Below are 11,500 nucleotides of genomic sequence, written 5' to 3' on the forward strand. Positions count from 1 at the left end.
TCCACTAACCACTATCTCAGCGCAAAGATTTTCATGACAAAACAGCGAACTGGCTGGTAAGCAAGGGCAAGCATATTGGGTACGAAGCCCTGAATATCAAAGGTATTGCGAGGACGAAGCTAGCAAAATCCACCTATGATGCTGGGTGGGGACAATTTCTGCAAATGCTGGCAGTCAAGGCTGAAAGAGCTGGGCTGAGGGCGATTGCAGTGAATCCCAACGGCAGCAGTCAAAACTGCTCTCGGTGCGGTCAAAGAGTACCGAAAGCGGTTCAAGACAGGTGGCATTCTTGTTCCCATTGTGGGCTAGAACTAGAGCGCGACCACCATGCGGCCATCAACATCAAGCACAGGGCGGTGGGGCATCCCGTTCTTTTCGCGTCAGCGGGACGTAGTCCTCAAGCGCAGGAAACGTCCTTTTCGCGTTAGCGGCGCGGAGCGCTTTGCGTCAGCATGAGTGCGGGAGTATGTCACACTCCAAAATAAGCCCTATTTCTCAACCTGGACAAGCAACGGGATCCCTCGCCTGCCCTAGCGCCGCCTGGGGATTTCCCCCTTCCACTGGCAGGGATCCTCACCAACATCATTGTTGAATTGAATAATGTTGAATGGTCTGGGCGGGTGCAGGTTCATATCCGCGCTCCTGACGGATGGTCTTCAAAGAAAGGAGATCCAATGCTGTTGGCGGTTCGGTTCCCCAGTCCTTTGGCGGGACGGAGTCCTCAAGCAGGCTGGTCTGGGATGGTGAGGGATCGTTTCTGGGGCTTCATCTTAAGATCCTTCAAGCCCCTGGCAGTTTGTCTGGGTTTCCTCTGGGTGGGTCTGCTGGTTTGGACGGGATCCCCGGTTGCCCACGGCCAAAGCGCTGTCCCCGCTGCGGAGCACTTTCTGACGGTGGTACGCTTGCCAGGGCAGAACTGGGCCAATATCGAGCGGCAACTGCAGCAGAGCGGCCTCAGCTACCAGGTGATCGACGGGATCGAGCCAGCAGGTTTGCGGGGGCGCAGCACAGTCTTTTTGCCAAACGTGAATCGCCTAACCGTTGCTCAAGCCCATGCTCTCGCCGAATGGATGCAACAGGAAGGGGGTCAGTTGATCGTCAGCGGCCCGCTGGAAATCCCTGCTGAGGCACGGGATCCCTTACGCAGCCTGATTGGCGCCTACTGGAGCGGAGATATTCCTCTGGCCAGTACGGTGCGCCTGACAGAGTTTGCTGAAGCATGGGCCCGCAGCGTTCAGGCGGCCGATCGCGCCAGCGGTGCGGAGCACTTTGTGGTTGCCGGGGGAGCCCTCTTGCCCACCGGCCCGGAAAGTCGTCTGGTGGCCGTCTGGGAAGAGGTGGACATGGGGGACAATGCCTATGCGGTGATTGCCAGCCGCCAGAGTGTGTACCTGGGTTGGCGTTGGGGGGAGTTTCCCGAGGAGACGGCGCAGTTGGATCGGGAGTGGTTGCAAGCGGCTCTGCGCCGGGCCCAAGGCCGTTTCGCTGCCCTCAGACAGGCTGCTGCCACCCCATCCCCTTTGCCAGCGGTGCGGAGCACCATCAACACCCTGGAGTTGCTGGCCATGCGCCAAGAGCTGGGGAGCTTGCTGGGTCGGGTAGAGGGATCCCTGTTGCTGGCTCGGGCCACTCAAGGGGGGGTAGAAGCAGCCGAGTACAAGCCCATTTTGGAGCAAGCCCGCAGCGTGTTGCAACAGCTACCGGCCTGGGTGGAGGCAGGGCAATACGAGCAGGCGCGGCAGGCTTTTGAACAAGCACGGGCGGATCTGTGGGCCCACTACCCGGTGGATCGGTTGACGGCTTTGTCTGAGGTACGGGCCATTTGGCTGGATCGGAGCACCATTGTCGAGGCAGGCTCTGAGGCAGGGCTGGCTCAGATTTTCGATCGCCTGGCTCAGGCTGGCCTCAACACCGTCTTTTTCGAGACGATGAATGCTGGCTTTGCCATTCATCCCAGCCGCGTCGCCCCCCAACAGAACCCCCTCACCCGTGGCTGGGATCCCTTGCGGGCGGCGGTGCGCTTGGCTCATGAGCGGGGCCTCGAATTGCACGCTTGGATTTGGACTCTTGCGGTGGGCAACACCCGCCACAATCTGCTGCCGGAGATCAACTTGCCCCAAGACTACATCGGCCCGGTGCTGACGGCTCACCCCGATTGGGCCAATCTGGACAATCGTGGCCGTCTGTTCCCGCGCGGGCAGCCGGAAACCTGGCTAGACCCAGCCAATCCGCAGGTGCGCAGCTATCTCCTGGCTCTTACCCGCGAGCTAGTGCAAGACTACCAGGTAGACGGAATCCACCTGGACTACATCCGCTATCCCTTCCAAAACGCTGCCAGCCGCCAGGTGTTTGGCTTCGGTCGGGCCGCTCGTCAGGGGTTTCAGCAGTTGTCCGGCGTCGATCCGCTGGAGTTGGATCCCTTGAGGGATCGCTCCCTCTGGCAGTTGTGGACCCGCTACCGCACCCAGCAGGTGAACGAGGTGGTGGAGGCCATTGCCCGCACCGCCCGCTCCCTCAACCCGCGCGTGATCCTCTCGGCAGCTGTCTATGCTCTGCCCAAGCAGGAGCGCCTGCAAAGGCTGCAGCAGAACTGGGAAGAGTGGATCCAGGCAGGGGAGCTGGATCTGTTGATCCCCCTCACCTATGCGGGCAATACACGGCGTTTGGCGCAACTGGTGCAGCCCAATTTGGAAATTGTCAGCCGCTTCTCCACCCTCTTCGTCCCCAGCCTTAATTTGTTGAACTTGCCGCCCGTCGAGTTCTTGGATCAACTGCAGGTGGTGCGGGATTTGCCCACCGGGGGGTTTGCTTTATTCTCGGTGCGGCAGCTTACCCCAGAGCTGGAAGCCATCCTCAGGTCCTCCGCCATTGCCTCGACTCGCATTCCCTATCGGGATCCCTTTGGGGCTGTTCGGGATCGCTTCCAGGCGCTGCGGCAGGAGTGGATGTTTTTGCTCGAGCAGAAACGGTTGGGGTTGTGGGAGCACAGCCAATGGATGGAGCAAATAGAGCGGGTGCAGGGATCCCTGGCGGCCTTGGCAGCGGATCCCACCCCGGAAGCCCTGGAACAAGCCCGTCAGCAACTGGGCAACTTGAAAACCAATCTTGCCACTTGGATGCGGCTGGAATCTCTGCGCAACCCCTATCGAGTTCAAGTTTGGGGCAACCGTCTCGCGGCTTTGGAGATGATGCTGCGCTACGGAGAGCAAACCCTGATGAGGGCATGAAGCTCCCCTCTTGCGGGATGGGGATCCCATCTATCCCCAGAACTTCCCCAGAACCGAAAAAAACTGTTATGGGGTATCTTTCGGCATTTCCTCTGCGGGGTCAGGCCCTGCATCCGGCTCCTTGGGGAGAGCAGAGTCCTCAGGGCTGGGCAAGGACTCTGTCCTGCTGGCGCGAACCGCTTCCGGGGAGGTTTCTGGCTCCTCGTCATCGCTACGCGACGCTTCTGGGAACCCGTCAGCAGTGTGTGGCGCTGAAGCGGGCTGAGCAGCAACAGGTTCAGGAGCAGAAGGAGGAGGTGCAGCTGGGATCCCGGCTTCTTCTGCAGGAACAACCGCAGGTGGCTGAGCAGCTTCTTTTTCCTTTTGCTGTTCGTAGCGGCGACGTTTGTTGCCCTCATCCACCAGCACGTACACCAGGCTGAGGAGAGAGAGCCCTGCTGTTCCAACCAAAACCCAAAGTAAATTGTTGTCTATGGTCATGGGGTGAGCTCCGTCAAACGCTGCTGGCGGTGGAGGGATGTTGCTCCTTAAGGCTTGATCTTACCGTTGAAGCCGCTCTGCCAAATCTTTCTGCCAAATCTTAAAGATTGGAAAGATTGGGTTCACCAGTTTTGTCATTTTGTGTGTCATGCGCTATCTCAAGTTCTACAAGCCCTATGGCGTGCTCACCCAATTCACTGACCGAGAGGGACGGCCCACCCTCCAGTCTTTTATCCCGGTGCCCAGGGTTTATCCGGTGGGGCGACTGGATCGCGACAGCGAAGGGCTGCTCCTGCTGACCGATGATGGTCGCCTCAATGCCCGCTTGATCGATCCCAAGTTCGGCCATGAGCGCATCTACTGGGTTCAGGTGGAAGGGATCCCCACCCCCCAAGCCCTGCAACAGCTGCAACAGGGGCTGATCATCCAAGGGCGAAAAACGCGCCCGGCCCAGGTCAAAGTCTTGGCTGAGGAACCCACCCTGCCGCCACGGGATCCCCCCATCCGCTTTCGCCGCTCCATCCCCACCACCTGGCTGGAACTGACGCTGCGGGAGGGTCGCAATCGCCAGGTGCGCCGCATGACTGCCGCCGTTGGGATCCCAACTTTGCGGTTGGTTCGGGTTGGACTGGGGCCTCTTTCTCTGGTGGGGCTTGCTCCCGGCCAGTGGCAAGATCTCAGCGAGGCAGAACTGGCCCAGCTACGGCAATATTGTTTTCCGTGACGTACTCCCGACTCCGACTGCTAGGTAGTACGGAGCAGGCTTCTCGCCTCAACGGGTAGCTATCGCAAGAACCCTCAGCGAGCAGACACAGGATGTCCCACCGCGTAGCTGCACCAGATTCCAACAAAGCTGTTCTGTACAGCTAGGTTGACCACAGCACAAAGACCGCCTTTCATCCCGACCCTCATGCTGATGCATAGAGGGCGAGGCTTCCCAGCGGACTAGCTAAACCATTGATTTTCTGACCCATTGCAGTTATTTCAAGTTAGATTAAGACGCTTTCAAAATGCTCCACGCTGCTTCTGCAACCACCCTCGGGCGGAAGACTTTCTCAGTGGCTCAGGCGTCTCACCCTAAACTGAAATGACTATAACTTACTGATCACTACAGTATTGCCCTTGTTCCCAATTGTGCTTGAGGCCCACTCAGTCGGGCATGAGGGCGTGGGCGCGCTTGCCACCATTGGGGTAGAGAAGGGCCCGCTTGGGGCCGTGGATGGGATCTTCGACAATGATCGTCTGGTCGCGGCTGGCCCCTAAAGAAACAATGGCAATCGGCACCTGCATCAACTGCGCCAAAAACTTCAGGTAATCATGGGCTTCGGGGGGCAAGTCTTGGATGGAGCGGCAATCTTTGGTGGAACATTTCCAGCCCGGCAGGGTTTCGTAGATGGGTTTGCACTGGGCGAAAACCCGGGCATCGCTGGGAAAGTGACGAATTTCCCGCCCCTGGTACTCGTAGGCCACGCACACCTTGATCTCATCCAAGCCATCCAGCACATCCAGTTTGGTGATGGCCAGGCAGTCTAGGCCATTGATTCGCACCGCGTAGCGCCCAATTACCCCGTCAAACCAGCCGCAGCGCCGTTGTCGCCCTGTGGTGGTGCCAAATTCAGCACCGGTTGCCCCCAGGTACGCCCCGATCTCATCTTTGAGCTCGGTGGGGAAAGGGCCTTCGCCAACGCGGGTGGTGTAGGCTTTGGCCACCCCGATCACCCGGTCAATGCTGGTGGGGCCGATCCCAGCGCCAATACAAGCGCCACCGGCAATGGGATGGGAGGAGGTGACGTAGGGGTAGGTGCCGTAGTCGAGATCCAACAGGGTGCCTTGAGCCCCTTCAAACAGGATGTTCTCCCGATCTTCGATGGCTTGGGTGAGAAGCAGAGCAGCGTCGGTAACATAGGGGCGCAGCCGCTCGGCATAGGCCAGGTATTGCTCGATAATTGGCTCGGGATCCAAGGGCGGCAAGTTATAGATCTTTTCCAGCAAGACATTTTTGTAGGGAATGGCCCAACTGAGGCGCTCCCGCAGCTGGTCAGTGTACATCAAGTCCACGACGCGAATGCCCATGCGCTCGGCCTTGTCGGCATAGGTGGGGCCAATGCCCCGGCCGGTGGTGCCCAGCCGGTAAATGCCACGCCGCTCCTCTTCTGCGATGTCAATGACCCGGTGGTAGGGCAGGGTGACGTGGGCCGTTTCGGCAATGAACAGGTTGTCGGTGGAAATGCCCAATTGATGCAGTTGGTCGATCTCGGCCAGCAGAACCTCGGGATCGATCACCGTGCCGCTGGCGATGATGCAGCGTTTGTCGGGGTAGAGAATGCCAGAGGGGATCAAGTGTAGCTTGAAGGTTTGGCCCCCCACCACCAGGGTATGCCCTGCATTCACCCCACCTTGATAGCGGACGACCACATGGGCCTTTTCACTGAGGAGGTCGGTGATCTTCCCTTTTCCTTCATCGCCCCACTGGGCACCGACAACCACGACGTTTGCCAAGAGCTTCTCCTACAGTCCGTAGATGGCACAAAAAATCCCCTTTGCGGGGGTTGCTGCACTAATCTACCGCATCGCTCCGGGCGATGTTGAGAGATCAGGACAAAAAGATTAACAATCGATTAACTTTTCTCCGGCAGGGGACAACGTGGAGATGGGCGGGATCCCCGAACCCTCTGGCAAGCCAACAGAGATTCCCCAGTTGCCCTCGCCTTCAGCTCCCCGGCTTGAACAGGCCAATGGCCGTGACCTGGTTGGATCCCACCTCAAAGGCAAAGGCCAGGCCCAGGGCATCGTAGTTGACGTAGTAGCGGTCGTCGCGCAGATATTCTCGGCTTCCCTTGGGATAGGGTACCACCTCGTTGTAGCCGTTCTCGCCGGGCCCGCCGTAAACGGCGATCACTTCCGAATAGGTGGAGCCGATGCGGATCCCTTCGCCGGTCATGGCTTCCGGGTGGGTGGTGTAGATGCGGTTGGCGAAAAAGCTATCCACAATGCCCGGATGACGGTAGGTGAAGAGGATGTAGTCTTGTAGGTAAAAGATCTTCAAGTCGCTGTTGGGCTGAAACACATTGGCTCCAGAGGCCGCTGGGATCTGATCGACATTGCCCAGCAGGTGGGTATCCACGTTGCGGGTATCCATGCCCAGCTCAAAGCGACCGACTCGACCCTCTTGCACCAGCACTGTAGGCCGTGGGGGCAGGGCAGGTCGCCGGGGGGGCAAGGCCAGCGCTTGCAGGCCGGCATTCAGCCAAGCATTGTCATCTCCTTCCACGGTCTGCAAGGGCACCAGACCCCGCTCCAAAGAGCGACCATCCCCTGTTTTCCAGGTGGCCACGGCCAGTTCCACCGCCGCGCCGGAGGGAAGGGCAAAGAAGCGGGTTTGTCGTTCGCTGCCCTGGGTGGGCTGCCCCAAAATGAGGGTGCTGCCGCTGGCTCCCAACTGGGCAGCCAGGAGGGTGGCCCCCTGGCGGGTGTTGCCATCCACCAGAACGGCCAATGGGATCCCGGCGGCAATGGGCAGATTTTCGCTGTTCCAGAGGGTGGGCTGCCCAAATCGGTCTTCGGTAATCAGCAGCGGCTGGACGGAGCGGGGCAGAAATAGGCGCGCCACATCGGCCACCACTTGGGGGTCGTAGCCCACAGCTCCGCGCAGGTCGAGGACAATGCCCTGGCTGTAGTCTTGGGTGTAGAGGGTTTGGCGGATTTGCTGAGCTGTGGCCGGGGTGAGATCCGGCACAGCCAAGTAAACCTGGCGCGGGCCGATCCCGCGGGCTTGTACGGGAGGACGGGGACGGTTGAGCAAGTCCTTGAAAGCTTGCGGATCCCAGAAGCGATCGGCGGGATCCCCATACTCCCGCAGGATCTCTTGAATGAACTCGTACTCCACCTCAATGGGGGGGCGGGGATCCCCGTAGCTTCGGGCCAACAGGCGGGTGTAGAGGTCGTTGTAACTGACTGCGGCAGCTTGGTTGCCTGCACCCAAGGACTCGTTGATGAACAATCCCACCAGATGGCGGAGATCCAGCCCGACCGGCTCACGGGGAGGCGAAGGGGCTGCCGGGATCCCTGGATCGGGAAACGAACCTTGGGGATCCGAGGGCATGATGGGCACAGGAGGCAAGGCCGATTGGCCCACAGCGCTGCCGGGCGAGATCCCGGCGATCAGGGTGAGGATCCCCCAAGCCCCAAGTACGCGCGCAAATCCCTTCATGGCAGCCTGCCCTCTTGCAGATGTTGCGAATAGGATAAACCCTAAACGCTCCCCTTTGCCACTGCCAGCAGTGGTAGATATCTATTTTTTGCGACTTGGAACACTAGGGGCTGCGCCCCCTTGCTTTTGAAGGAAATGCCCTCAGCCAGAAAATCCCCAGCGCATTCACTTGCCTTTTTTGTCCTTTTTGCTCGGCTTGGGCTTTTCTGCTGCTGGGATCTCTGTAGCGGTCTCTGCCGCTTTCTCCTCAACTGGGAGCGTTGCCTCTGCCGCAGAGGCTGAGACGGTTTCAGCAGGGGATGCTTCTACAGCCTTTTCTGTAGCTGGCTCGGCTTCCGCAGCTGCAGCTTCTCCATCCGTTTCCGCCCCCGTAGCCGTCTCTGATGAGGATTCAATTGCCTCAGGGATCCCAGATACCTCTGCTTCTGGCCCATCGGCCTCAAACTCGGCCTCTGGCACTTCAACCTTCTCCTCCGAGCCTGCCAAAGAAGTGGGCGCCTGGGTTGGATTCCCCTCGCTATCGACCCAGTTGACCGTGGTCTGAGACTTCAGCCAAGCCATCACCTTGTTGGTCAGCAAGCTTTCATAGACGGCTTGGCGTACTCGGCGTACTCGTTCCCGATCCAGCTTTTGGCCTTGCTGGGCATAGGCCGCCATCACCTCTTCCACCTCCACGTCCAACTCCGTGGAACCTACGGCAATTTGCTCTTGCCGAACGATGGCACTCAGGGCCAAGGTGCGCCGCAGCCGGTTGATGGCTTCGGGTCGGTGGCGCTCCATCAACTGGTTGAGGGTTTCAGGCGGCAGTTGGGACAGGAGCTTGCGGATCTCGCCTGGCGTGACCCCTTGCTGCTGTTGCAGCGAGTGAAGGCTTTGGGATAGCAGTTGCGTCGTTTCCTGCTCGACTAGGGTCTCGGGCAGATCCACCTCGGTGGTTTCCAGGATGGCGTTGAGGATGGCGGTTTCGAGGTTCTCCTCAGATTGTGTCAGGGCATCCTGTTCAAGGCGCTTTTGCAAGTGCTCCCGCAGTTCGGCCACTGTTTGAAAGCTGCTGATCTCTTGCACAAAGGCATCATCCAATTCGGGCAGCTCTTTGGCCTTGATCTCCCTCAGGCAGACAGTGAAGGTAACCGTTTTCCCGGCCAACTCTTTTCTGAAGTAGTCGTCGGGGAAGGTGGCTGCGATCTCCTTGGTTTCGTCGAGCTGCATGCCCACGATGCCCGCCACAAAACCGGGGATGAAGTTGTCTTCCTTGAGTTCCAGCTGGAAGTCCTGGGTGGTCATCTCGTCGAGGGGATTGCCTTCTGCATCGCGGGCTGCAAAATCGATCACCACCACATCCCCCAACTGAGCAGGCCGATCTTCTACCGGCAAGAGGGTGGCCCGCTGATCCCGCCATCGGTCGATGAGCTGGTCAATTTGCTCAGGCTTGACGTCAACACGGGTTGCCGTAACGGTCAGCCCTTTGTATTGGCCAACGCGGGCTTCGGGGTACACCTCAACATATCCTGAGAAGCTGAAGTCTGCTTCGGGGTTGAACTGAGCCAAGAGCTGACCCACCTCATCATCCAGCTCGAACCGACTGATGGGGGTGAGCTGAGCTTCCTTGAAAGCCTGTTGAATGGCCTCGCTGATCAGGTCATCCACAGCACTGGCCAGGATGCGCTCGCGGCCCACCTGCCGCACAACGAGGTTGCGGGGGGCCTTGCCCTTGCGGAATCCCGGAATTTGGATATTCTGCTCCAGTTGACGCAAGGTTTTTTCGTAGGAGCGCTTCACCCGGTCGGCTTCTACCACGATTTTGAGGCCAACCCGGCTGCCAGGGCGTTTTTCTTGGATAACCTGCATAGGAAGTATGAGCTAGGGAGAGGGGCAAGTAGAAGTTCAATTCTACCTCAACGGCCTGTGGGTCAACCTGGGGATTTTAGGCAGGGGATCCCTCGGTGGCCACTTCTTTCACATCCTGGATGTCCTCTTGGGGTTCGGCACGCTTGCTGGGAGGCAGTTGCTTCACTTTGGCTTCCAGCTCCACCACCATTTCCTTGAGTTCGGTGATGGTGACCTCCTTCTCCTGCAGTTGCCGATTTTTTTCCCGGGCTTCGATGCTGAACTGTACGCGCATCCAGAGGCTATACAGCCAGGCGAGGGCGGCCCCAATCCCGGCAGATGCCAGAAGTTCCATCACCAGAGGGCTTTCAACGCTGACGCCGGGGGCAAAAGTAACCGTGACCGGGGTGGCGTTTTGCATGGCAAAGAGGGCAATGGCCAGGAGGGCTGAAAACAAGATCAGGTAGTTGAACAGTCGCATCGTTTTTCTCCTCGAAGGGATCCACTACGGCTTGCCAGCACCAGAATACCCATAAACTCGGGCCGGTTTTTGAGAAAAATTCCCTCAGAAAAACCAGCCATAGCTGTGTAAGCCTTTGCCCAGAAAGTTGACCCCCAGGTAACATACCCAAACCACTCCAAAACCCAAGCTGGCCAAGAGGGCGGGGCGTCTGCCTTGCCAGCCTTTGGTGATGCGGGCGTGCAAATAGGCGGCAAAGACCAACCAGGTAATCAAGGCCCAGGTTTCTTTCGGATCCCAGCTCCAGTAGGTACCCCAGGCTTCGTTGGCCCAAACGGCGCCGGCGATAATGCCGATGGTGAGCAGGGGGAACCCCAGCCCGATCAGCCGGTAGCTGGTGTTGTCCAAGATTTCTGCCAGGCTCAGCCGTTGCCAGGGGATCCCTTCGGGGGCCGGTTGGGGGGGGAGTTCAGCGGACGAGGGGGCAGGACGGGGGGAGCGGAGGCCGGCGTAGGCCAGTTCTGAAGCCGGGGAAGGCAGGGTGGCTTCCGCCCATTCGGGATGGGTTTGGGGTTGGGGAGGGCGAAATTGCAGGCCGAGGGAGTTGCCCTTGAGATGCACTTCCTGACCGCGAGTGACGATGAGAAAGCTGATGGAGAGAAGGGATCCCACCAACAGCGCCGCGTAGGCCAGCAACATCACAGTCACATGCATCATCAGCCAGTTGGATTGCAAAGCCGGCACGAGGGGCTGGGCCACCTGCATATCTTCCGGCAGCACCAAGGCAGCAAAGGCCACGATCCCGGTTACAACTGGGGCGGTCATGACCCCCACCCAGCGGCTGCGGCTCCAGTAGAGGGCCACCAAATGCAAAGCGGTGATCCCCCAGGCCAGGAAAAACAAAGACTCGTACAGATTACTCAAGGGGAAGTAGCCTGCATCGATCCAGCGGGCCGTCAACAGGGCGGCCATCGTCAAGTTTGCCCCGATCATCCCCGCTAGGCCCAATTCGGCCAAAAGCTGCACCTGGGGAAAAGCTGCCCCACCCCAGTAAAACAGCATGGCCCCCAGAGAAATGGCAAACGCCACGTTGTTGAGCAGAGCTTGCCACTGGGCCAGATCCATGCCCGCAAGAGCTGTTATCGCCAACAGAGCCATACACGACCTCAAAAGTGTCTCCGACCCGGCTTGAGCCAGGCCAGTTGATCCCATTCTAGGGCGGGGGAAGGGATCTTCCCCAAAGGACACATGCTGGTAATGTGGGGATGGCTTGTCTGCGGCTCGGCAGGATACAAA

At 59.1% G+C, this 11,500-nt stretch carries 8 protein-coding genes and 1 pseudogene; 3 read left to right on the top strand and 6 right to left on the bottom strand.

Features of this window, described 5'->3' with window-relative positions; translation table 11 throughout:
- Positions 1–14 precede the first annotated feature (14 nt).
- Together ACVWXZ_RS02515 and ACVWXZ_RS02520 are read left to right on the top strand one after the other, a co-directional pair.
- Positions 15–428: pseudogene (locus tag ACVWXZ_RS02515) on the top strand (RNA-guided endonuclease InsQ/TnpB family protein); the annotation flags it as partial.
- A gap of 387 nt (positions 429–815) precedes the next feature.
- A complete protein-coding gene (locus ACVWXZ_RS02520; protein WP_457482103.1) occupies positions 816–3,227 on the top strand; it encodes a glycoside hydrolase family 10 protein in 2,412 nt (803 codons plus the stop codon).
- Positions 3,228–3,293: 66 nt separating this feature from the next.
- Here ACVWXZ_RS02520 and ACVWXZ_RS02525 read toward each other — a convergent pair whose 3' ends face one another.
- Entirely contained in the window at positions 3,294–3,707 is a 414-nt protein-coding gene (locus ACVWXZ_RS02525; protein ID WP_414422448.1) for a hypothetical protein, read from the bottom strand.
- A 148-nt stretch (positions 3,708–3,855) separates the two neighbouring features.
- Between ACVWXZ_RS02525 and ACVWXZ_RS02530 the strand changes: the two genes are divergently transcribed.
- Positions 3,856–4,431: a pseudouridine synthase gene (locus tag ACVWXZ_RS02530; RefSeq protein WP_457388783.1), complete on the top strand. Its 576-nt coding sequence runs from the start codon at positions 3,856–3,858 to the stop codon at positions 4,429–4,431.
- Between the two features lie 425 nt (positions 4,432–4,856).
- Here the strand turns inward: ACVWXZ_RS02530 and ACVWXZ_RS02535 are convergent, their stop codons facing one another.
- The 5 genes from ACVWXZ_RS02535 to ccsB all read right to left on the bottom strand — a co-directional run bounded on the left by ACVWXZ_RS02535 (position 4,857) and on the right by ccsB (position 11,362).
- Positions 4,857–6,206, bottom strand: coding sequence for an adenylosuccinate synthase (locus tag ACVWXZ_RS02535; protein WP_457482104.1), 1,350 nt, complete (start codon positions 6,204–6,206; stop codon positions 4,857–4,859).
- A 211-nt stretch (positions 6,207–6,417) separates the two neighbouring features.
- On the bottom strand, positions 6,418–7,917 hold the full coding sequence (locus tag ACVWXZ_RS02540) for a S41 family peptidase (RefSeq protein ID WP_414522847.1): 1,500 nt from the start codon (positions 7,915–7,917) through the stop codon (positions 6,418–6,420).
- A gap of 165 nt (positions 7,918–8,082) precedes the next feature.
- The gene (tig, locus tag ACVWXZ_RS02545; protein WP_457402802.1) at positions 8,083–9,765 is read right to left on the bottom strand and encodes a trigger factor; all 1,683 of its coding nucleotides are present in this window, start codon (positions 9,763–9,765) and stop codon (positions 8,083–8,085) included.
- A 76-nt stretch (positions 9,766–9,841) separates the two neighbouring features.
- On the bottom strand, positions 9,842–10,225 hold the full coding sequence (locus ACVWXZ_RS02550) for a LapA family protein (protein WP_011431755.1): 384 nt from the start codon (positions 10,223–10,225) through the stop codon (positions 9,842–9,844).
- 84 nt (positions 10,226–10,309) lie between these two features.
- On the bottom strand, positions 10,310–11,362 hold the full coding sequence (ccsB, locus tag ACVWXZ_RS02555; RefSeq protein ID WP_457402799.1) for a c-type cytochrome biogenesis protein CcsB: 1,053 nt from the start codon (positions 11,360–11,362) through the stop codon (positions 10,310–10,312).
- Positions 11,363–11,500 lie beyond the last annotated feature (138 nt).

Source organism: Thermostichus sp. MS-CIW-38 (assembly GCF_054058415.1).

Coding starts and splice junctions, on each gene's coding strand:
- ACVWXZ_RS02525 (WP_414422448.1), bottom strand. CDS start 3,707: ATGACCATAGACAACAATTTACTTTGGGTTTTGGTTGGAACAGCAGGG.
- ACVWXZ_RS02530 (WP_457388783.1), top strand. CDS start 3,856: ATGCGCTATCTCAAGTTCTACAAGCCCTATGGCGTGCTCACCCAATTC.
- ACVWXZ_RS02540 (WP_414522847.1), bottom strand. CDS start 7,917: ATGAAGGGATTTGCGCGCGTACTTGGGGCTTGGGGGATCCTCACCCTG.
- tig (WP_457402802.1), bottom strand. CDS start 9,765: ATGCAGGTTATCCAAGAAAAACGCCCTGGCAGCCGGGTTGGCCTCAAA.
- ACVWXZ_RS02550 (WP_011431755.1), bottom strand. CDS start 10,225: ATGCGACTGTTCAACTACCTGATCTTGTTTTCAGCCCTCCTGGCCATT.
- ccsB (WP_457402799.1), bottom strand. CDS start 11,362: ATGGCTCTGTTGGCGATAACAGCTCTTGCGGGCATGGATCTGGCCCAG.